Raw genomic sequence first — 21,683 nt, 5'->3', positions numbered from 1 at the left:
GGCACCAGTGCTAATGCGGTGCGGTGGCAGATTTGGATGGCCTTGTTGGTCTATCTCTTACTCAGATACTTGGCCTTTCTCTCAGAGTGGGCACATAGCTTCAGCCGCCTGTTTGCCATCGTGCGCACGGGCCTGTGGCGTAAGTGGGATTTACTCAAGCTCTTAGCGCGCTATGGGACAGCCGAAGGCAGCTTCAGATATCTGGGGCGGCCAGAACAGGCGTTTTTCCCCGGCTTCATCTGAAACTGTGGGACAGCCAAACGCACCCAGCCAAGGCAATCTCTACCGTTGCGGAAAATGAGCTGAAATTCTTAAAGTCGACCCGCCGTAGGTTCTTCAGATCCTTCGGAAAACCGAAGGTTCACGCTCGAATTTTGTCGCTTGTGGGATGCCAGTGTTTTTAGCTCGAACCTACTGGCGCAGGGAAAACTTGCACCGGGTCCGAAATGCGTTTTAATGGGTTTTCCATCACGGCACCCATGTTTCCGGGTGTGGCTCATGATCTCGGTTCCACCTTAGGCCCGTGGCAGCCGGCTGAAACAGCAGCGTCACGCCTATGGACTCCACATGCGAGTCACACAACACCACATTGTAGGTCGAGCCGTGCCTGAGCGGGTAAGGAAAGAGTGGTGGTTGTCCTGCATTCGCGCCACATTTCATCTCCCCGCTTCCTGCCGTTTTGGCGTTGCCCGGGAGGGCGAAGTAAGAAGCGAGCCTCGAATCCCCGATGGAAAGCATTTCTGCGGGAGAACGGACGGTGCTTTGGCTGACAGCTTTGGGTGTTTGTGTGAGGCCGTCATCATCGACTGGAGATAACCCGAGACTCTCGCCGGAACTCGAAGGTGGCCCCAACCCCGGAATGACAGTACCATTTGCATTATATGCATAGCTCCCCGTGAAAAACGAAGCTCCCGATCCAATATCAACGATGGCTCCTCGATATCCCGGGCAGTGATATGCCACATTGGTCCATCTCACAGGACAATACGGATACAACGCCGAAAACACCGTTCCGGTGCGATTCGCGCCTGTATAGAGAAAGAGATACGGAAATCGATTCTCGTTGTCTTCAACATACATCTCGAGCGGCACACCAAGTTGCCGAAGGTGGTTTTTGCAAGCCGCAGAGTTTGCTTTGGCCTTTGCAAGCGACAAGGCAGGAAGGAGGAGTGCTGCGAGTATCGCGATAATCGCGATCACGACGAGCAGTTCAATCAGAGTAAATCCTCTATGCCACACGCGCGCGATGTGAAACGCGGTATATTCTCTATGGGGAGCAGTTTTCTCTGGTGAAATGGACAGGCTCATGGGGTGATGTTCCGATTCAGATTTTGCCGCGACCGATTACCACAAGGCGTTCGATCGTAGTAAAGCTACCCACTTCCAAACGCTCGAGATCTTTATGCCTCATGCCGCTCAGACTTTAGGCTCGAATGGCTCACCGAAACTATATGCACACCTTTAGAGACCATCCTATATTTAGCGGATCTTAGAAATTTTTCAATCTTTAATTTGTCATGGAGGGTAATCGGTTAGTGACGGCGGGGCGCTGCCGCCTAAAGGCGGCGTTCCACGCGTCCGGAACGCCGGCTTCAGCCGGCAGCCCCGCAGTCACTGAGGCATTACCATGGAGGTGGGATTTCACTTCTGGTGATATTATTTAAAATTGAAATTATTGAATTGAATTGAAAGAAAATAGCTTTTTGGCACGCGATTTGTTTCGTACGCGGCGCGGGTGAGGAAGAATTGGTTTTTCTGTGCCCGGGCGTATTTTCGAGCATTTCCCGGCACGGGTGAGGGGCCTATAAAGCCAACCGTACCGCTTGTCGAGGCAAACGCGCACCTTGCGATCGAAGGTATCGCGCAACTCCACGACGCCTCAGTTGGCCAATCGTCTCATGGAAACTAGCGGTGCCTTACGAGCTGTTGCTAAAACGAATCCGGCATGTCGCCCTGAACGAGGACCCAGGGTTTGAGGAGACCTTTGTGGGCCAAATGAGTTTGAATTATATAGGGACCCTGGCGCATCAAAACTCTTGCCGTAACACGGTTGCGAACATCGGCAGATAATGAAACTCTTTACTTTACGCGGTTTTGGCCTCGCCTGGTTGTTCATCTGCTTGGGCATCACCGGTTGCCAGACGGATGAAAGCAACCCCGCCGGGGTCCATGGCAGCGTCAAAACCCAAGGCGTGTACGCCACCCTGGCAATCCCCAACCCCGGCTTGGATTTGCCTGGATCGGGTTATGTGCAGAGAATCTCGTTCGGGCCGGGTGAAAGCCCGGCGGCGGCGGTGGCCGGTTACGGCGGCTATAATCAGCACCAATTGCTTACATTAAAGCTCATCGAGTTGAGCACGGGGCGCGTCCTGTTATCGCGAGATTACTACGCCACTTATGGCAAGGTCATCGTGCAGCCACTGGCGATCCGATTGAGCGGCAGCTATGAGCTTAAACTCGCGACGGGCGGCACCGCGCTTGACACCTGCCATTTCACCGTGGCTCGCGCTGCTCAATCCGGCAGCAAGGAGATGGATACTGCCAACGCAGGATCGAATTACGCCGAGGGCAGTTTCGCGGTGTCGGTGGACCCCGAGAGCCTCCCCGACTACTTTGCAGATTATAACGACAAGTTGAATTACCGGATCGTCAATGCGGTGAGCCGGGCCGCTGGGGGAACTAACGGCGATTTGTTTGCGCAGCGATTTGCCGGGAAGGTGGTCATAAAGTGCCGCTTGGATGCCAAGGGGCGCATCACGGAACCGAGGATCCCGGAAAACAGTCTTGATGACCAATGCGGCGAGCTCCTTATCAAAGCCCTGATCGAGCGGTCTCCTTACAGTCCCCGGCCGGAGGATATGCACCAGAAACTGGGGGCAGACGACCACGAAATCAAACTGACCATCTACTCTAGGTGAACCCTGCCGGCACGCCAACCAGGTATGTAATTGGAAGGAGCGAGCCGTTGCTTTTGACCGAGCCGACCTCCCAAAGATAATGGCGGGCATCCAACCCGGCGCTCAGGGTCAGCAATTCCTGAACCGTGTAAGAGCGCAGGCAAGATACCAGGCCGTCGAAAGTAAACGTCGCCCGAAGCATTGCCGCACCCCTTCCCAGGTCAAAGCTTGAAGTTAAAAGTTCCAAAGGGTTTACGACGGGGCCGCCTTTGAACCCGATCTTAAAACCTGCTGCCGCAGCGCGTCGCGCACGCATGAATGGGAACTTCATGGCAGCAGACAGGGCACGACCTGCCGGCTGTGGCGGCGGTAGATCGTGAAATCGGTGTCACTGGTAACTATGATGGGATCAGGTAGGGTTTCGGTCAGACGGACCAGACAGGCATCGGCCAGACTCATGGGGACGTTGGCGTATTTGATGCGCAAGTCGAGCACCTGCGTCAACTCATCGGTGAGATTGAAGGCCAGCCGCAGATGACCCCGGCGCAAAAGCTGATCGAGCGCCCGCGCGTGAGGCGGGTAGAGGAGAAAAAAGGCCTCGGACAAGACGGCCTCGCAGGTGAGCCATGGCAAGGGCTGCAGGGACAGGGTTTGACGCGCCCAGAGGTGGTGTTCTTCGCGCGGATCGAGCAATGCGGCCAACGGGCCGCTGTCAACGATGCAGTTTTTTGGCACGAATGATCTCCGCCAATTTTTGTTTTTTGAGCGAGCGAAACCGAAGTGGCCGAGCCGGAACTTTCGCCTGCCAGCTCGCCCGCAAAATATCCCCGATCAATTCGGTCGTGTTCCCGCAAGCGGTCGCGCCCTGGGGCTGATGGAGGCGTTCGCGCACCACGTCGGATTTGGAGACGCCGCGCGACCGCGATTCGTGCTCGATCTCGGCCGCGAGGACCTCCGGCAATCGAACGGTCAAAGTCTTCATGTGGCGAACGTAAGACAGTTGCGGCGGTTATGCAAGGCGCTTGCTTTTTCACGCGCATTGCTGGATTCCGCTGCGAACAAATGCCTTCATCGTCGCGCAACGCTGGTTGCTCCCCAGGCCTTGTGGCCGCATCGTATAACGCCCCACCGCCGCCGGGACAATGAAGGTCTCGGCGTAGTGGACCACGAACGGTTTGAATTTCCCATCGGGACTTTCGACCAGCGCCTCCTCCCCCTCAACAAGGTTCAGCACCTGAACCCCGCCACACGTGTCGTGAGGCACTGCTTTTGTGAACCAATGCCGACGCGTCTCAATAAACTCTCTCTCATGTAACCCGGTCCGCTCCTCGCGCCAGCCATCTCCGCTGGCGACCGGTTCGACCCGGTTGAGCAAATTGTCTTTCACCCATCGGGTCGTGCGGTCCCATTGGATGTTGGCCACCCCATGGTTCAAATGAATCGGGCGGGGCTTGCCGTCCAGGCCAACGCGCCCCCAATCCCACATCTTGAACGTAAAAATGTAAGGCGTTGCGCTGATTTCCAGCACCATCGAGCCGCTCCCGGAACAATGAACAGTGCCCGCCGGGATCAAAAAGTGGTCGTGCTTTTTTGCCGGCCATTGATTGATATAGTTCTCGGTTGCAAAAGCCCCGCCGCCCGCTTGAGCCCCTTCCAGGTCTCCGATCATGGCCTTCGGATCAATTCCTTCACGAAGCCCCAAATAGACACTCGCGCCTGGGCCGGCATCCAGAATGTAATAGCTTTCATCCTGGGTGTAGTGCATCCCGAAATGTTGCTGGATGTATTCCGTCAGCGGATGCACCTGCAAAGACAAATTGCCGCCACCCATTGTGTCGAGGAAATCAAAACGGATTGGAAATTCACGTCCAAAACGCGCGTGAACCTCATCTCCCAGCAAGGCGACCGGTTCGCGCCCCACAACGTCCAGGCTCGGCAACTCAATGCGCTCCGAGCCAAAGCCCAATAGCAAACTGTTTTCTTCCGGCACGCAATCAAAGCACCAACCGTAATTGTGGACGCTGCGGTCCAGATTGCAAACCTCCTTCATCCATTGCCCGCCCCATGGCGCCGGATCGAAGAACGGCACGACTCGGAACGGGCGTGTCGCCGCATGATGCAAGCCTTCACGCACCGCCCTCCCCTCAACACACTTCGGCTGGCCCGGTGTATGGGTATCCAGGAAAAAATCGACGCGGTCAAACAGGCTGAACTTGTGCCGGTCTGCCACGCGCCATTCGACGAAAAAGCCTCGCTTGTACTTGCGAAAAAAGTCCTCACCACCGTTGTTGGCGCCCCAATTGTCCAAGCCGCGCCGATAGCGCAATTGGATTTCCCAACGCGCCAGGTCCGCATGCACCAGCACATCGCCGCGGGCGACAAGGACTGCGCCCACGCCATAGACTAGAACCAACCCATCCCGCTGGAGTTCCACAGTCCGGCGCGCCTCGCGCAGGCGGGCAGAATCAAAAAACTCTTCCAATGTATGGCAGGACAACACCCCGAAAATCCGGTCATCCGTTAGATTCCTGCCGATCAGGTTCAGCAACTCCGGCTCCGGTTTCTTGAGGTCTAGCGTGCGAACAGTGAGTGCCGGGCGCAGTTGGGATTCCAATTGGACAAGCAGTTCGGCGTCATTCACGCCTGGATAAGTATCCACCACCAGCACGCCGGGCGCGCGTCCGCGCAAGCGCTCCTTCAAGCCGTGGCAAATCGCCGGCCAGCCTTTCAACACCTCGAACCCGCCGGGAACAGCTACAAAGGGCGCCTTATCGTAATTGGATTGTCTCACTTCAGCTTCAGATAGGGTGGCGGCAGGAGCCAGGGCCAATGACCAGGTGGGTTCCAAACCTTTGTAGGAGACGACGTGAGGAGTCTCTGGTAAAGATTGTGCTTCACTCGGGCGTCGCTGATCAGAGACTCCTTACGTCGTCTCCTACACTGAGGAATGGCGGCTTGCACGCCGCCAAGGTTGCAGCCTGTAACAATCATGCGGAGGAAATGGGCTTGGCGCCACTCCACATCCTTTCGATCTGCTCGAGGGTGCGGCCTTTGGTCTCCGGCACAAGCGCCAGCACAAAGACAAACGATGCCAGGCTCACCAGGGCATAAGCCCAGAAGGTTTTGGCCGGGCCAATCGACGGGTTGTCATTGAGCATCGGGAAAGTCTGGGCAACGATGTAACACGAAACCCAAACGGTGAGGGCGGCAATCGACATGGCGCGGCCCCGCAGTTTATTGGGAAAAATTTCCGAGCAAAACAACCAGCCCACCGGCCCCATTGCCATTGCAAAGGCAGCGATGAAAACAATCACGCACGCCAGGAGCGGTCCGCCGGCGATTTGCCGATGAAACATCCACCCGACCGGGCCCAGGGCCAGCGCCTGCATCGCAGTCCCAATCAGCAGCAACGGACGTCTTCCAGCCTTGTCCACAAAACCAATCGCCACGAACGTGAATACGAAGTTGATCAACCCCACCCAAACTGAGGACGTGAACGCCGCATTATCGCCGCCGCCGGCTGCGGCAAAGATTTTAGTCGAGTAATACATGATGGCGTTAATGCCGCAGAATTGGGAGAAAGCCATGAGCGCCACCGCGATGAGCAACGGCTTGAGAAATGGGCTGCTGATTAATTCCCGAAAGCCCCCTTCCTCGAACTGCATCGCCTGGCGAATGGCCGCCATCTCTGTTTTTGCATGTTCTGCCCCGCCTGCTTTCTCCAAAACCCCAAGCGCCTCGGTCTCGCGCCCATGTTGCGCCAGCCAACGAGGGCTCTCGGGCACCGCGAACAACAGAGCAATAAAAGCCAGGGCCGGCACCACTTCCATCCCCAGCATCCAGCGCCAGCCCTGCGCCGTGTTCCACGCGGTATCGCCCGCTCCCTGAATCAGCTTGTTCACAAACAACGTCAGAAAAATCCCCGTCACAATGCCCAGTTGAAAAAGTGTCCCCAAACGCCCCCGGGTTTTTTCAGGGGCGATTTCGGCAATATAGACCGGGCAGATCATCGAAGAGGCCCCAATCCCCAGCCCGCTGATGAGGCGCGCGGAGAGAAATTGGCCAAACGTATTTGGAATAGCCGACAGCAGGCCCGATACCGCGTAGAGCAGCGCGCAAATAAAGAGCAGTTTCTTGCGCCCAAAACGGTCGCTGAGGAACCCGGCGAACATCGCCCCGGGAATGCAACCCAGAATCGCGCTGGCGACAGCCTGGCCCTCCTGCGCGGGGCTCAGGTGCATGTGCGCCTTCAGATACGAGTTGGCGCCGTTGATGACCGCCGTGTCGTAGCCAAACAAGAACCCGCCAATCGCTGCCACACCCGTTGCAAACAGGACAAAGCGAATTCTTTGATAGTCTCTATTCACCGCATGTTCCATTCCCCGGCAGATTCGTCCGCCACGACGCATTACGGTTGATTGTTGGCGCTGGTTGTTATGGCCGCGTTCAGATTAACCGTGTTTCCACAAAGCATGTTTCCCAAAACCATCGCCCGCTGCGTCGTCGGGGTAACGCTGATGGCTGTGCCAATGTTGTCGGTGAAATAATTGCCCTGGAGAATGGCCCGGCCATTTGATATCTGGATGCAAGGCAAGGAAGCACTCCAGGATAAGAAACGCGCACTGGAAACAGTCAGCAAGCCGCTGTTGGCCCAGGAAACCGGCTGGTAGAGCGCGCCCCAGAAAGTGGCGCCGTTGACGTTCAAACCGGCGTTGCCTGCCAGGCCCTGTATCCCGATGTGTTTGGTCCCGCCCCCGGCATTGGCAATATTCAAATTGGAAATGTGCACCGCGTATAGCTGGGTGGCGCTCAGTTGCAGGCCAACATCGACGTTGTCGAAGTTCACATTGCTCATTTGCCCGTTCATCGAACCGCTGGCCGAGGCGCGAAATCGCGCCCCAATCGAGTATCCCCAGGAGAAGATGTCTTGCACCACTTCCCAGTCCGTCCGCATAAAGTCGAAAGAAACGGCGTTAGCCGACTGGAATGCCTCGACGTTGGCGTTCTGCGACCAGAACGGCCAGAAGTGGATTTCCATGATCCGGCCAATATCGTAGCATTGGTCCACCGCGATACCGACCAGCAACGGCTGGCCATATACACCTCGCACCAGGTGGCGCCCGGAGGCGTGCGTCGCCAGATCAATCCCGAGATAGGGGTTGACCAGGAGAACATTTTGAATCGTCACATTATCGCCACCCCCGCCCTGAATAGCCCACGGATAGGGCGTCGGGGGATTGCTGGTCACCTGGTTTGGATAATAAATCGTTACACCCTCCAAGGTCGAATTATTGCCTTGTAGGGTGATAAACGAGCCGTTGGTGCTCCCAGCCCCCGCCACGGCCAGCAACGTCGTGCCCAGGTACTGCGAGAAGGCCGTCGGGGATCGCCAAACACCCACCAGGCTGGTTTGTGCCGGCACGACCAGAGCGGACTTGATGAGATAATTGCCTTGGGGCAGATACACGACGCCTCCTCCATTGCTGGCGGCGGTGTTGAGCGCCGATTGCAGTGCCGCCGTATCATCGTTGGTCCCGTTGCCCACCGCGCCAAAGGGGGGGTTGCGCGCATTGATGAAGCCCAACTGAAAGTTCAGTTTGGACTGACTGATGGAGCCGTCCGCAATGGCGGAGGCCGTCACGGCATTGGCTGCTAAATCAGCGGCAACGATAGCGCCACTGGCGATCGCAGGGGTTGTGATGGCTCCTGGAGCTAGCTTGGCGGCGGTGACGGCGCCGTTAGCCAGCGCAGGGGTGGTAACAGCGTTCACAGCCAACTGAGCGCTGGTTACAGCACCCGCCGCCATGCTGGCAGAAGAGACGGCCCCCAGAGCGAGGCTGTTGCTGGTCACGGCCCCATTGGGCACACTCGCAGCCGCCATCGCATACGCAGCGGGAGTTAGCCGTTGGTCCGGGGATAATAAGCCAAACCCATTGGCGCCGTCGCTAAACCAGATCCGCAACCGCACGTCGGAATTGGTAAAAATCGTCCAACTCACCGGCTGCATATTGGTATCGCCAAGGAGCACGGTGAACAACCCCTGCTTAACCATGCTGGCGATCGCCTGGCTGGGCTGCCCTCCTGCGGTGCTCGAGCCGTCATTGCTCCAGAAGCTGGCCGTCCCGTTGCTGTTAACAAGGGCGAACTTGAACAGCCCATCGCCGCTGTAAGGGACCCCGCCGTCGCTCAGGAATCCCTGGTAAGTCATTGCCTGCGGAACTTGTGACCCCGCAGGCAATGCAATCGCCAGCCCGACAACGATCCATAGATACATTGCCGCTTTCAATGGCTTAATCACTTTTGAGTGTTTCCTACCAAAAGCCTTCTAAGGCGTATTTGTGATAAAGTAGGCCGGATAGGGTGGATATCGCAGCCGGAAAAACTGCGCTGAAGTCAGCCCCGGCGCCGTGTAACTGTTGGTCAGCGTATTCGTCACGCTCAGAATATCACTAAAGGGCGCTCCAAGCGTGGTTGACCCTTGAAGAGCAGCCGTTCCGAACCAACTCACCGCAGCGGTTGTATTGGTTGGTTGAATTTCAAGCGCTTGCAGCATGTTGATTCCCTCGAAAGGACCGCATGGGCGAATCACATCGTACCGGATGCGCGACACATACACATCGCCAGTGTCCGCATTGGCCGGGTTTGCTGGACTTGTTTCCAGGCGAACCACCGATTGCGGACCTTGATTCACGCCGTAAAAGTTTACGTTCGGCAGGTAAAAATAAGCATCCACCCACTTGCCAGTCCCCTTCAAAACAGCGCGGGCATTATATGGAGCAGGCGGAGCGCCAATAATGGTCGAGATTCCATTCACAAAGCTTTGGTAAGCGTTGAGCCCGATTTGGGCGCCCACCAGGCTCGGGTCATCATAGTAGGTAAGCCGTATTGCGACATTGGCGTTGTCCTGCAAGCTGGGCCCAAAGACATTATTCTCGAGCGCGAACTGGATATTGTTGTTGCCGGAACCCGGCGCCGGGGCTTCCGCCAGGCGCTGGTCGTCAGGAGGACCGGCCATCGCCACCACCATGTTCTGATCGCCACCGGAGGAACCCACCGTCAGGTTGTTGGTAATACCGCGGTGTGGGTCCCATTCAGCGAAATAGCCATAGTTGGTTGCGCAAATCAGAGGGTTCATGCGGTAATCCGGCAACGGGTCCTGCCCTGCAAGAACATTTGTTCCCGTCCGGATGATGCCCAATTCAATCCGATCAACAAAAGGGGAGCCACCCACGAACGAAAGTGTCGGGCCGCCGGTCAGGGGCGCCGTTCCAACCCCTTGCAAGTCCACTCCAGGAATCCAAAATCCCAGTTTCAGCCAGTTGCCGCTGCCGGTCAGCGTGTACGAAGAACCTCCATAGGCGCCCAAATCGCCTTGGGAATCGGTGGCAAATTGAGAGGGCATGATCTGGGTTCCGGCGTACCCGGGATCATCATAGACCTCAATGCCCAGTTTCATGGTATGAGGTGTATTGCAAGGCAACCCCAGGTAATTGCTGAGAATGCCGAAGTTCATTACACCGCTGGTGCTTTGGATTGCCGTGCGTAAGTCCCCAACCGGCCCTACCCCGCTTTGTTCGCTGACGGTCTCGCCCAAGTTGGCGTCATTGATAACGCTAAGATAATTGGTGGCCTTTTGATTGAAATCAATGTAGGTCGGATTCACTGCAGGCTCCGGCGCGCACGTGGCGCCCGCGACGAATACATTGACCTGATTGCTGGTCCCAAATGCGCCTTGGGGACCCAGCGCTACTGCCCGAATGGTCAACCCGGTCCCGATGCCCTGAATCCGCAGCGTGCCGCTATTTACCCCGCCAAACTGGCCGCCGGTTTGCTGAGGATATGACGTATCGCCCACGTAACGGAAGCCCGTGAGCGGATCGATCGGGTTGGTCACCGTAAACAACATCCAGTTCCACTGATTGTTATTGGCGCCCAACGGCACCGTGCCGGCGCTCGGGGTGGTGAGATAATTCAACTGACCTTCGAGAAACGACACATTCTTTGCGCTGCCATCGGCGTTATAAAGAGAGGAATTTCCATACACCTGCAGCAGCACGTCGATCACCGGAACATTGGCAAACATGGTGTAATTTGGGTCCGCGATATTGAAGAAGCTGCTGGTTGCCTGGTCCCCAAACAGGGTGTCCAGCGTAATTCCGCTATAGGCCTCGTCCCCGCCATTTGCCAATGTCAAACCGGGATTCCAACCGCCTGGCGTCGTGAAGGCCGCATTCGGATCGATAATGACATAATCCACCGTGGCGTTGGCGTTGATGGTCGGCGGCCAGTCGGTCACGCTGAAAGGACCTGTTTGAGCCTGTGTTGCAGTGGCGGCGAGCAACACGATAACAGCCGCGATAGGGAAACGGTGGGCCCTCCTGGTTGTCCAAGGTGGTCCGAGAGGTGATTTCAAACCTTTCCTGAGAATCATTCCAACAGATGTCATAACGGGGGTTCTTTCAGTTGCTTTTATTTGGTTGGGGCAAAGTTTTCTCGATTTGGAGAATGCCTTTTCATAACGGCTATGAGAACCGGCATCCATAAGAGAATTCTGCACAGCCGCATAATTATGTCACGTCAAAAATTCCATTGGGGCCGCAATGGATGACAGAATGCGCTGTTGCATTTGAGCATTGTGCCCGCTGGAAGGTCGAGAGGTCCTTCGGGATTTTTGCATATGGCAATTATTGCATTCCTTTGCGCTTCTATAGAGAGGAGATCGAACAGCGGGGTACGCGGTTCGAAAAATCCGTTAAGCGAGGCTTTTGGGCCAGATGACGGCCCTAGACCGCAAATCGATCTAGACGTTCGTCAGCATGCCGGTGGAATCGCCGAAACGTTCCACACCCTGAAGACCCATCCGGTCCGCCATGCTCAAAAACAAATTGGTTGCCGGTTTGGATTGAAACCGCGTGTAGCGCCCGGTTTGGAACGAGCCGCCGCCTGCGCCAGCAAGAATGATCGGCAGATTCACGTGAGTATGGCGGTTGCCATCCGCGTTGCCGCCACCATACACAATCATGGAATTGTACAGCAAAGAATGGCCGTCTAAGTCTTTTGTGCTTTCGAGCTTTTGCAGGAATTTCGCGAACTCTTTCACATACCACAGGTCTATCTCCTGCACTTTCCGGATTTTTTCCGGATCGTTGAAGTGATGCGACAAATCGTGGTGTCCTTCCGGCACACCAATTTCGGAGAAGGAACGGTTGCTGCCGTCATGCGCCAGGAGCAGAGTCGCCACCCGGGTTGAATCGGTTTGAAATGCCACAGTCAACATATCGAACATAAGACGCACATGCTCTCCATAATCGGACGGGAGCCCCGATGGAGCCGCAACCAGCGGCTCTTTACCTGTTCCCAGTTCCCCAGCCTTGTGGATTCGCTCTTCGATCTCACGGACCGCAGTCAGATATTGATCGAGTTTATCCCGATCGCGCGCAGTCAGCCGCCGCTGCATGTCGCGCGCGTCCTCCAGAACAAAGTCCAGAATAGAGCGCTGCTTTTGCAACCTTTGCTGCAGATGGGCAGCCCGCTCGCCGGGGGAGCCGGCCCCGAAGAGCCGTTCGAATACCAGGCGCGGATTGGCTTCGGGCGTCAGGGGCGTCGTGGGCGAACTCCATGAAAGGTTATACTGATACGCGCAGGAGTACCCGGAGTCGCACGCGCCGGAGTTGCGACCGGCATCGCATGTCAATTCCAGTGAGCCGAAGCGCGTGAGATGCCCGGCCTGTCGCGCCATTACCTGGTCTATCGAAATCCCGGCCCGAATATCCGTTGCAGTCTTCTTCACCCGCACGCCCGTCAGGAAAGTTCCGTTCGCCCGGGCGTGATCCCCGCCCCCATCCGGACCAGGGGTGGCATTGAGATGATCGAGACCGCCTAGAATCTGGAGTTGCTGACCCAAAGCGGCCAGTGGTTGCAAGGTCCGGCTGAACTCAAAGGTTTTCCCCTCTCCATCCGGCCACCATGCGGAGGGAATCGCGCCATTGGGAAAATAGACGAACGCAGCTCGGAGCGGAGCGCCGCTGGCGGTCGTGGCGAGCCGTGGCGCGGACTCTGCCGCAAACAGCGACCGCGACGCTAACGACTCGAAGGCCGGCAGGGCGATGCAGGCGCCCAAGCCGCGCAGGAATTGCCTGCGCGAGAGATTAATCCGGCGTTGAAATGCCATTTGGCCGGCGGGGCTCAAGGTTGTTTTCATAGATGCTTATCGGAGGTTTCGGCCCGGACGGCGGTGGCCGTCAGCATGGGCGGAGTTCGAGTTTTTTGGAAAGGAGCCGATTCGATGATGCCGTAAAGTAACGCGAAGGAGCGGCCTCCTGATTTTTCGATTCGCGCAACGATTTGATCCACGGTTTCGACATCCGAATACTCCAGTCCGCGGCCCAGCGCGTAAACCAGGAGCTTTTCAGTCAGCGTGCGATAGAATTCTCGCGAATGATTGGTGACCAGGATCCGCTTGAGTTCCTTAGGGTTGGAAAACTCTTCTCCGGTGAGCAATCGGCCTTTGGGGTCTATCATTTGGCTAAACTCCGTCGTCCGCCACATCCCCAGGGCGTTAAAGTTCTCGAACGCCAGCCCGAGCGGGTCCATGCGGTTGTGGCAGGAGCTGCACATGGGGTTCTCCCGGTGCATGGCCAGGGTCTCCCGAAGCGATGGCGCGTGGTTGGTCAGGTTCTTGGCCGCGTCTTCGAGCGGCGGAAGGTTGGGCGGTGGCGGCGGCACGGGCATTCCCAGGATGCTGTCCAGTATGAAGGCGCCTCTCTTGACCGGCGAGGTTCGCGTGGGGTTGGATGTGGCCACCAGGACTGTGCCCTCGGTAATGACTCCTCCACGCGGGCTGTCTGGTGCAAGCTCGACCAGCCGAAGCTCATTCCCAAATACGTTGGTGATGCCGTAAAGTTTGGCTAGCCGCTCATTCAAAAACGTGTAATCGCTGTCGAGCAGGTCCAGCAGGCTGCGGTCCCCCTGCAGCACATAGCCGAAAACCTTCTCGGTCTCCCGGCGCATGGCCCTGCGCAGCGCACCGTTCAGTTCCACGCGCGCTGGACGGTCCAGGCGCTGACGAAATTTGGCGCGAAACTTCGTCAACTCTTCGCGCTCCGCGGGCGTCAGTTCTGCTTCAGGCTTGTCCCTTAACTGCCGAAACCGTTTTCGCGCGCTCTCGAATTCCGAGCTGCGCTTCTCTTCGCGTGCTAATACAAAACGTTCCTCGATGGGTATGCTCTCGATGTCCCGCCCGCGAAGCCATTGGCCGGTAAAGTTGTTCACCAGGGCATCGGCGCGGCGATCCCTTAGCATGCGCCCCACCTGCACGGACAAATTCTTCCGCAATTTGCCTTGCCCGGCTAACCCGAGCAATTCGTCATCAGGCATGGACGACCAGAGGAAGTACGAAAGTCGCGACGCGAGCGAGTATTCGTCAATAAATGGAAATCGCCCCTTCCCAGCCAGAGGTTGGGCGAACTCTTCGCGGAAAAGAAAACGCGGCGAGGTCAGCACGGCGACCATTGCGTGGGAAATGCCCGATTCGAACCCCTCGCCTCCTTCGGTGTAGCTCTGTTCCGCCAGGCCCACCAGGCGCTCCAGAGTTGTTTGGTCAACTGGCCGGCGGAAGGCCCGTCCGGCAAACTTGCCCAGCACCTGGCGCGCATACTCGCGCCGTCCCTCGGCATCTGCCGGGATTGCTCGGGGGAAAAAGCGCTTGTAATCGGCCCCGGCGCCCGCTTCCACGGCAACGGCCTGGCTAATGATTTGCGCGGCTGCCCCCAGATATTTTTCCAGCAACATCGGCGGCAAGGTGAGCACGTCGCCAATATTGTCAAAACCGAACCCCGTGTCATCGGGCGGGAACTCCCCTTGGGTGTCGTAATCGACTCCCAGCAAATCACGGATGGTATTGTGGTATTCGACGCGGTTGAGCCGGCGCAGCGTCACCCGGCCCGGGTCGGGGTTGCGCGAGTCGATCCCAAATACGCCATATTTGATCCAGCGCGCAATTTGTTCCCGTTGCGCCACGCTGGGCCGCGGTTTTCTGGCCGGGGGCATCAGGCCCGCCCGGAGCATGCCCAGGGCTTTGAGCCATAATTGCCGGTCGGCAAGGACCGCCTGGTCGGATTTGAATTCGTCGAAAGCGACATTGCCCTTGCGCGCGCCATCGCCGTGGCAATCGAAGCAGTACGTTTCGAGAATCGGCCGGATTGCCCGGTGGAAATCCGTTGCGGGGCGAAGGGTGGTCCCGATCCCCGTGAGCGGGATCACGCCGGCAAGAAAACAGGCTGGCACTTGCTTCCACATGAGATCATGCTAATTCATAACATAAGTTGTTCATTGACGCAATCCATGAGAAAAAGTCTATCCAGTTTCTTTGGATGCCGGCGGCAGTCCGGCATCGTTGTTGAGGCACAACGGCGCCACCTGCTGGCGGCTTGCGCTGTATTGAGCCTTGGGGTCCTGGGCGGCGCCGGGGCGGCCCTCGGCGCGCCCACGGATGACGTGTACATCCTCGGGCCGGATTCGCAGCCCCATGAGGGCGTGCCCAAGGGCAAGGTCATCGGTCCGCTCACACTGGCAAGCCGCGTGTTCACAAATACAACCAGGCACTATTGGGTTTACGTCCCAGCTCAGTACGACCCGGACAAACCGGCCTGCCTGATGCTGTTTCAGGACGGCCATGCCTTTGTGTCCCTCGAAGGTCCATACCGCATCCCTTATGTGTTCGACAACCTCATTTACAGGCGCGAAATGCCCGTCACTTTGGGGGTCTTCATCAATCCGGGCCACACACCGGAGCAACCGGAATCCACCTCGACCAACTGGGGCGACAACATCAACAATCGGGCAACCGAGTACAATGAACTAAATGATCGCTACGCCAGGATGGTCATTGACGAGCTGCTGCCGGCCCTTGAAAAGGAATACAATATTTCAAAGGACCCGGGGCAGCGCGCGATCGCTGGCGCCAGTTCGGGAGCGATTTGCGCCTTCACCGTCGCTTGGCAGCGCCCGGACCAGTTTGGCAAAGTTATCAGCACGATAGGAAGTTTCACCAATCTGCGTGGCGGGCATGTGTATCCGGAACTCATCCGCCAAAGCCCGCGCAAGCCCATCCGGGTGTTCTTGCAGGACGGACTCAATGACAACCGCGGGCGCCGGCGGGGCGGTTCCTATGACCCGCAGCGCGACTGGCATGCGCAGAACCTAAAGATGGCCGCTGCCCTCACCGAAAAGGGGTACGATGTAAATTACTGCTGGGGGATTGGCACCCATTCAAACAAACAGGGCGGCGCCCAGATGCCCGAAATGCTGCGCTGGCTCTGGCGCGATTATCCTCGTCCGGACGATCCGATGAATGACGGTAATCGCACTTTGCGCGTCCCTCGGGCAGGTTCGTTCTCCGAACCGGCTGCAGCAAAATGAAACGCTAGCCCCTTCCGTTGTATCCCGTTGTATCGAGCCCATATGGCTTTCGCCTTGATAAAGGTCGCCGGTCGCCACCAACGCCGCCGGCACTGCCTTCGGCCAGGACATGTCATTGACCACACTGGGCACGCCTCAGGCCGCTTGCAGTTCACGGGATATCGAATCATGCTTCAGGCAAGCCAATTGCGTGACATGAGCTCTACGGCATTCTGGGATGCTCTGGCGCCGCTTCACCCGGCGATCGAGAACAATTACTTCGACCTGGCAGGCAAAGCTCCGCCGGGGGCTGGAGTTGGTTCATGCCGACGCGGCTGCGATGCCCTTCGCAGGCGGGGCGTATAGCACAATCCTCTATGCGACCGGGGTTATTGATTTTACCGCTGATGAGCAAGCCATCCGAACGATTTTAAACGAAGGCAGGCGGGTGGTGAAGCCATCGGGAAGCATCTTTGTGGCGTTTTATCGATTGAGCGACGCCGTCGAACGGTTTCTCGCCCGCACTGGATTGCTCCGCGAGGGCGTGCTTTCGAACCAAGAGTGTCTCGAGATGTACCTGCTGAATCCGGCGCAGATGATCCGGTGGGTGGCGGACCGCGCCGGAGGCAGCCGCTTGACGGCTATGGCATTGCTGCTTCGAATGTCGGTGCGCGGCACTCTCCGAGAGAAACTACTCACGCTCAAGATGCAGCGGATATTCCGCCACCGGGACTCTGCGAATGCGCTGCTCCAGGCAGCACCGGCAAAACAGCCGTATCGCAATGAATGGGAGATTCGAAGACTTTTCCAGCGGCTCGACATTCGCGTGAAGCAAATTTGCGCCTTAGCACTTGCTGGATTGTGGAACTCGATTGTGGCCGAGGGGTCGATGGCGGACTTCGAAAGGATTTTGCCAATTCCGCCAGGCCTTTATTGGCTAAAGCAGAGAGCTGAAAGCGGTAAGGAATTGCCGCAATCGTTCTCGCGCTCGTACTCGTTGAGGGGGTGCCGCCTATTTTCAAAACACGTTCTCAGCCGCTGTCAAGCTGGCCAGCCCCGGCTGGTGCGGTTATCGTCAACGCGATTATGGCGCCTGCCTTTCTTTGTGCGCGGTCTGCACGTTTTCTACCGCTGTCCTGTTGGCTTTGTTTGCTGAGCTGGCCGGCATTGGCCTCAGCCGCGGATACCAAACCGCTGCTCGGCCCGGTCGAGCAACTCAAAATCCTGGACGACTTCACTGCCGACCGCCAACCGGCGTGGAAATTAACCAAGGGCAGCAACGTCCAATATCAGTTCCAGACCGGGCAGAATATTCCGGGCGTAGCCGAGTCGCTTGCGAAAATAAGTCTTTCCAGGAAAAACCCTCTCGACAGCGTTCCTGGGAACAACTGGTTCTCGATGAAGCGCAGCCTGCCACCCGGGGGCATCACCATCAACGCCAGCGGCATCCGGTTGGTCATGGGCTCGCAACCGGCGGCGCAGTGGTGGATTCAAATTGTCCTGCGCGTAGGAGATCAAACCTATGCCCATGTAATCGAGCCGACATACCCAAGCCGCACTCTCATCGAACACGTTATTCCTTTCAATGAGTTTACTTCGGGCAGCCGCGCGCTCAGCGGCGAGGAAGCCCTGGCGGCGCGTGAAATCCAACTCAACACGAGCGACCCCAACGCCACGCTCTTTATCGATCGTATAACCACCTATCGCCAACAAGCCTACTCCTCCTGGCTCACCTTCACTTCGCCACACCCGCAGCACAACATTTTTCAGCCTGGCGAATCGGTGCTGGCCACCCTCGCCCCCGGTGGAACACTGCCTCCAACTGCCAAGGCCTTCCGCTATGAGGTGCAGGATTTCTTTGAAAATATCACCGCCAGCGCCAAGGTGCCATTGGATGGCATGGTCCCTCGCAAACTCGATTTGACGCCCAAGACCTCTGGTTATTATGAACTGCGGGCTTACTGGCTTGATGAGGCGGGCAAGGATTTGGAGGGGCGCTCGTGCATTCTCGCAGAGGGCTCTTTGCCCTCGGGCATCGCTACCTTCGCGCTCATGCCCCGCACAGTCGCGCAGAACATTGGCCGGTTTGCAGCCCTCGGCACCAATGCCTTCTTCGGCCTGCACGGTGATTTTCATGGGTTGGCGGACTTGGTCGGATTATCGTGGCGTTTTGACTATTCCCTTTGGAATTACCTGGAACCACAGAAACCGGACCGCGCCCACGGCATGGCGCCTTGGGCCGCTGAACGCATCAAAAATGAGCCGCCACGCCCGGCCTATCGTTTTCATATTCTGCCCTTTGCCGGCAATTTCCCGGCCCCGGCCTGGGCCAAGGACCGGGCGGGCAAAACGTTTATGGATTGGGAGGATTACCTGCCGATGGTGCACGATTCGGTGGAGGTGGAAAGACACCTCTATCCCCACATGCACCCGCGCATCTACGGTGTGGCTTGGGAAATCAACCTCAACATGCCTCCTTACAACATCGGTTCTCCCTACACGCCCGCCGAGGTTGTCGAACTTCACCGGCGCGTCCGGGCCGTCATCAAGGCGGCGGACCCTGACTCGGTTGTCATCGGCCCCTGCCCTTCAAACCTGAACCCGCAATGGATGGACACGATATTCGCTGCGGGATTGCTGGACTATGTGGATGCCATCGAGAGTCATGGCTATGCCGACACGGGCTTCGCGCCGGAAGAAAACGATTATCCAGGAAAGCTGGCGGCGATTAGAAAGTCGATGCGGCGTTATAACCACGGCAAGGAACTGCCGATCTATATCACAGAGGCAGGCATCCGGGGGCTGCTTGGCTCGAAGATCATTTATCGGACCCAAGCCCAGTTCATGACGCGATTGGCCATTATCCTCAAAGGCGAAGGTGTCAGGGTGTTTCTGCCCTTTTACGGCATCGATTACGACCGCGACGGCTGGTGGGGGTTCTGTTTCAATCTCGAAGTGGATGCTAAAAGCCCGTGGTCAACCCATCGCATTTCTCCAAAGCCCGCCGTCAATGCCATGGCGACTTGCGCCGGCCTTCTGGAAGGCGCCGCACCCGTCCGCCGCGTCAATGGACTGGGTGAGAATATCTGGGCCTACCTCTTTGACCGGCATGGCACCTCGATTTTGGCCATCTGGAGTTGTGCACGTCAAAAGAGGGCCGCCTTACCGGCAAGCAACTTCAGCGCGGTGGAAGTGGTCGATATCATGGGGCGTTCCGCGAAAATCGCGGTTCGAAAAGGTGTGCTCGACCTGCCGGTTGACGGCTCACCACAGTACATCGTTGGATTGTCTCAGACCGGCTTGTGATGATGGTTGCTCAGCCGATTCAACCCTGAACGCATAGACATCACGGCAGGGGCGGTTGCTGGGCTCTTGCAACCGCTCGGGAATCTCCATTACCAGGCCCGAGCTTTCTGTTTCGTGCCATTTGATTGGCTGCTTTTCACCAAGGAGAATGATTTGCGAACGTGCCCGCGCATGGACGGATGTGAGCACCATCTGTCTCCCAGGCCAGCCAAGGGCCAGGACATAAATAAAGCGATTATCTTTGGTGCGGGTGAATCGAATCGTGTCTCCCTCCTTCCAACGAAGTCCTGGCCTGGGCCGTGTCCCGTAGATAGCCTCGCCGTTAACCCTTAGCCAATCTCCTGCTTCATCGAGAGCCTCAATCGCTTTTGGATGAAATTCTCCGTTTTCATCCGGCCCGATGCCGACCATAAAATTGCCGCCTTTGGCAACGATATCCACCAGGTTCCGAATGATCCAGGCCCCGTCGTGGTACTTGCTGCTGTCCGGTTGGTAGCTCCACATTCCGCCGAGTTGATAGATGACCATCCAGGGCATCGTAGTGTTTTCCTTGGAACCGGGCACGAATCCTTCCGGCGTGTAATAGTCCCCGTAATTGCCAATGCCACGGGCGCGGAACATCACGTTGGGTTGAAGGCGCCGCAGGTATTTCATTGTCGCCCTCGACTGCGGCCAGACAGGCGGCCCCAGCCACTGGTCCAGCGAAATCATGTCGATTTGCCCATAGCACGTCAGCAATTCCGCCAACTGCTGGCGGTGCCTGGCCATCATCCGGGCCGTCTCGGCGGGCGTCGGGTCTGGCGCATAGAGCGGATGCAAAATCTGTTTGGGCTCGTACTGCCCTTCGCCGTAGTTCGAGCCGTCTTGGACCTGGACTGGATGAAAAGCGTAGGGCCGGAAATCCGCGTCGTACCAATCAGGGTGCGAGAAGTACAGGCTCACCTTGATGCCATACTGATGCGCGGCGTCACAGAGTTCCTTGACCACATCCCGTTTGAACGGCGTTTCCATAATACTGTAGGCGACGTCGCATTGTTCGATCTTCGGTCCCCCTGCCGCTGTCCAGTTGACCCGTTCTCTGACGCGCGTGTGGGTGTCGAACATTGAAAACCCGTCATGATGTTTCGTTGTAAAGGCCATGACCCGGATGCCATCGCGCTTGAAAAGCCGCATCCAGTCCTTCGCGTTGAACCCCGCCGGATTGAATTGGCGGTAAAGCTCCTGATACTGCTGGCGCTTTTCATCCGAAAGCCGTAGGAACGGCCAGGATTCATTGGTGTGCCAGAGGGAATAGACGCCCCAATGAATCCGTATGCCGTATTTCAGGTCGCGAAAGGCCTCCCGGGCAGCAGCAGGCGCTTGGGTGTAATCAGGTTGCGGCGTGTCCTCGACATAACTTTTCACGCGTTGCCAGTGGGTGTCCGTGGCGGGCAGTTTGACATAATTTCGGAAAACACGCGGCGGGTTCACGTCCGCCGCAAAGCGAAATGGGCTGCCACCAATGATCTGGTCACTGGCGATGGTGGGGCACCAGTATTTCTCGATATACCAACAGACCAAATCCGTGGCGCTAAAGTGATCGACATAAGGTTTTCGCAGTGAGTCGTACATCGTATCGGTCAAATCGCGCATGAGCGCCACATTCTGACCTAAGCGGACCATTTGCTTGATGGCGAAGGGGCGGTTTAAAACACACATGTTTTCGTGAACACCCATGACGATGACGTTGGTGATGCCTCTTTGATGCATCAGATAGTAGGCCTCCGCGCTGTCGGTAATCGCATCTCCATCCTCGACCTTGAGCGTCGCTATCTCGTGTCGCCAGGGGCTGCTTTCCTTCGTTTGAGGAACGTCCGTGCAACCGCCATCGGAGTCGTCAATGGGCAAGAGGGGAATGTCCTTTGGTATTCGATAGGCGAAGCGTTGCTCGATTTGCGCCAACTCCACCTTCGGCGCGGCTTGCGCCAGCTTTCGACCCGGATAGTCCTTGTAATATTCCATGGTGTCGCTCGGGCAATGAATGATCAAGACACCCCGGTCCCTGAGCGCGCGGAGAACGTCGTTCATTCGCGGAGCCATTTG

At 57.3% G+C, this 21,683-nt stretch carries 16 protein-coding genes; 5 read left to right on the top strand and 11 right to left on the bottom strand.

Annotated elements, in window-relative coordinates:
- Nucleotides 1–243: IS4 family transposase (locus VG146_02970; protein ID HEV2391304.1), on the top strand; the 243-nt coding region annotated here is incomplete at its 5' end.
- A 225-nt stretch (nucleotides 244–468) separates the two neighbouring features.
- Here VG146_02970 and VG146_02965 read toward each other — a convergent pair.
- Nucleotides 469–1,308, bottom strand: coding sequence for a prepilin-type N-terminal cleavage/methylation domain-containing protein (locus VG146_02965; GenBank protein ID HEV2391303.1), 840 nt, complete (start codon nucleotides 1,306–1,308; stop codon nucleotides 469–471).
- 761 nt (nucleotides 1,309–2,069) lie between these two features.
- On the opposite strand from VG146_02965, the gene VG146_02960 reads away from it, so the two are divergent.
- Nucleotides 2,070–2,918 (top strand): hypothetical protein, encoded by an 849-nt coding sequence (locus VG146_02960; protein HEV2391302.1) that lies wholly within the window; start codon nucleotides 2,070–2,072, stop codon nucleotides 2,916–2,918.
- Here VG146_02960 and VG146_02955 read toward each other — a convergent pair.
- The 9 genes from VG146_02955 to VG146_02915 all read right to left on the bottom strand — a co-directional run bounded on the left by VG146_02955 (nucleotide 2,911) and on the right by VG146_02915 (nucleotide 15,194).
- Nucleotides 2,911–3,213: a hypothetical protein gene (locus tag VG146_02955; GenBank protein ID HEV2391301.1), complete on the bottom strand. Its 303-nt coding sequence runs from the start codon at nucleotides 3,211–3,213 to the stop codon at nucleotides 2,911–2,913. The two genes, VG146_02960 and VG146_02955, sit on opposite strands and share 8 nt — an antisense overlap.
- A gap of 11 nt (nucleotides 3,214–3,224) precedes the next feature.
- Nucleotides 3,225–3,632 carry a pilus assembly protein gene (locus tag VG146_02950; GenBank protein ID HEV2391300.1) on the bottom strand — a complete coding sequence of 136 codons (408 nt, stop codon included), beginning with the start codon at nucleotides 3,630–3,632 and terminating at the stop codon, nucleotides 3,225–3,227.
- Nucleotides 3,610–3,879, bottom strand: a complete 270-nt coding sequence (locus VG146_02945) for a CopG family transcriptional regulator (GenBank protein HEV2391299.1) — start codon at nucleotides 3,877–3,879, stop codon at nucleotides 3,610–3,612. The genes VG146_02950 and VG146_02945 overlap by 23 nt, the downstream gene beginning before the upstream one ends.
- A gap of 48 nt (nucleotides 3,880–3,927) precedes the next feature.
- Nucleotides 3,928–5,688 carry a class I mannose-6-phosphate isomerase gene (locus VG146_02940; GenBank protein HEV2391298.1) on the bottom strand — a complete coding sequence of 587 codons (1,761 nt, stop codon included), beginning with the start codon at nucleotides 5,686–5,688 and terminating at the stop codon, nucleotides 3,928–3,930.
- A gap of 196 nt (nucleotides 5,689–5,884) precedes the next feature.
- Nucleotides 5,885–7,264, bottom strand: coding sequence for a sugar porter family MFS transporter (locus VG146_02935; protein HEV2391297.1), 1,380 nt, complete (start codon nucleotides 7,262–7,264; stop codon nucleotides 5,885–5,887).
- A gap of 41 nt (nucleotides 7,265–7,305) precedes the next feature.
- Nucleotides 7,306–9,171, bottom strand: coding sequence for a glycosyl hydrolase family 28-related protein (locus VG146_02930; protein ID HEV2391296.1), 1,866 nt, complete (start codon nucleotides 9,169–9,171; stop codon nucleotides 7,306–7,308).
- A gap of 51 nt (nucleotides 9,172–9,222) precedes the next feature.
- The gene (locus VG146_02925; GenBank protein ID HEV2391295.1) at nucleotides 9,223–11,193 is read right to left on the bottom strand and encodes a hypothetical protein; all 1,971 of its coding nucleotides are present in this window, start codon (nucleotides 11,191–11,193) and stop codon (nucleotides 9,223–9,225) included.
- 504 nt (nucleotides 11,194–11,697) lie between these two features.
- The gene (locus VG146_02920; GenBank protein HEV2391294.1) at nucleotides 11,698–13,098 is read right to left on the bottom strand and encodes a DUF1552 domain-containing protein; all 1,401 of its coding nucleotides are present in this window, start codon (nucleotides 13,096–13,098) and stop codon (nucleotides 11,698–11,700) included.
- On the bottom strand, nucleotides 13,095–15,194 hold the full coding sequence (locus VG146_02915) for a DUF1592 domain-containing protein (protein HEV2391293.1): 2,100 nt from the start codon (nucleotides 15,192–15,194) through the stop codon (nucleotides 13,095–13,097). Before VG146_02915 ends, VG146_02920 begins: the two co-directional genes overlap by 4 nt.
- A gap of 45 nt (nucleotides 15,195–15,239) precedes the next feature.
- Here VG146_02915 and VG146_02910 point away from each other — a divergent pair, with 45 nt between their 5' ends.
- From VG146_02910 to VG146_02900, 3 genes are all read left to right on the top strand, one after another.
- Nucleotides 15,240–16,316, top strand: coding sequence for an alpha/beta hydrolase-fold protein (locus VG146_02910; GenBank protein HEV2391292.1), 1,077 nt, complete (start codon nucleotides 15,240–15,242; stop codon nucleotides 16,314–16,316).
- Nucleotides 16,317–16,533: 217 nt separating this feature from the next.
- The gene (locus tag VG146_02905; GenBank protein HEV2391291.1) at nucleotides 16,534–17,451 is read left to right on the top strand and encodes a hypothetical protein; all 918 of its coding nucleotides are present in this window, start codon (nucleotides 16,534–16,536) and stop codon (nucleotides 17,449–17,451) included.
- Between the two features lie 11 nt (nucleotides 17,452–17,462).
- Complete coding sequence (locus VG146_02900; GenBank protein ID HEV2391290.1) at nucleotides 17,463–19,601, top strand: hypothetical protein; 2,139 nt, start codon at nucleotides 17,463–17,465, stop codon at nucleotides 19,599–19,601.
- Here VG146_02900 and VG146_02895 read toward each other — a convergent pair.
- The gene (locus tag VG146_02895) at nucleotides 19,560–21,668 is read right to left on the bottom strand and encodes an alpha-L-fucosidase (protein HEV2391289.1); all 2,109 of its coding nucleotides are present in this window, start codon (nucleotides 21,666–21,668) and stop codon (nucleotides 19,560–19,562) included. The two genes, VG146_02900 and VG146_02895, sit on opposite strands and share 42 nt — an antisense overlap.
- Between the last annotated feature and the right edge of the window lie 15 nt (nucleotides 21,669–21,683).

The sequence above is a fragment of the Verrucomicrobiia bacterium genome (genome assembly GCA_035946615.1).
GTDB lineage: Bacteria > Verrucomicrobiota > Verrucomicrobiia > Limisphaerales > UBA8199 > DASYZB01.
The sequence above is the reverse complement of the archived record's forward strand: the minus strand, read 5'-3'. Positions and strand labels throughout refer to the sequence as shown.

Excerpts from the sequence above, each read along its gene's own strand:
- VG146_02965 (HEV2391303.1), bottom strand. The coding sequence starts at position 1,308 with ATGAGCCTGTCCATTTCACCAGAGAAAACTGCTCCCCATAGAGAATAT.
- VG146_02960 (HEV2391302.1), top strand. The coding sequence starts at position 2,070 with ATGAAACTCTTTACTTTACGCGGTTTTGGCCTCGCCTGGTTGTTCATC.
- VG146_02955 (HEV2391301.1), bottom strand. The coding sequence starts at position 3,213 with ATGCGTGCGCGACGCGCTGCGGCAGCAGGTTTTAAGATCGGGTTCAAA.
- VG146_02945 (HEV2391299.1), bottom strand. The coding sequence starts at position 3,879 with ATGAAGACTTTGACCGTTCGATTGCCGGAGGTCCTCGCGGCCGAGATC.
- VG146_02930 (HEV2391296.1), bottom strand. The coding sequence starts at position 9,171 with ATGTATCTATGGATCGTTGTCGGGCTGGCGATTGCATTGCCTGCGGGG.
- VG146_02920 (HEV2391294.1), bottom strand. The coding sequence starts at position 13,098 with ATGAAAACAACCTTGAGCCCCGCCGGCCAAATGGCATTTCAACGCCGG.
- VG146_02915 (HEV2391293.1), bottom strand. The coding sequence starts at position 15,194 with ATGTGGAAGCAAGTGCCAGCCTGTTTTCTTGCCGGCGTGATCCCGCTC.
- VG146_02910 (HEV2391292.1), top strand. The coding sequence starts at position 15,240 with ATGAGAAAAAGTCTATCCAGTTTCTTTGGATGCCGGCGGCAGTCCGGC.
- VG146_02905 (HEV2391291.1), top strand. The coding sequence starts at position 16,534 with ATGCTCTGGCGCCGCTTCACCCGGCGATCGAGAACAATTACTTCGACC.
- VG146_02895 (HEV2391289.1), bottom strand. The coding sequence starts at position 21,668 with ATGAACGACGTTCTCCGCGCGCTCAGGGACCGGGGTGTCTTGATCATT.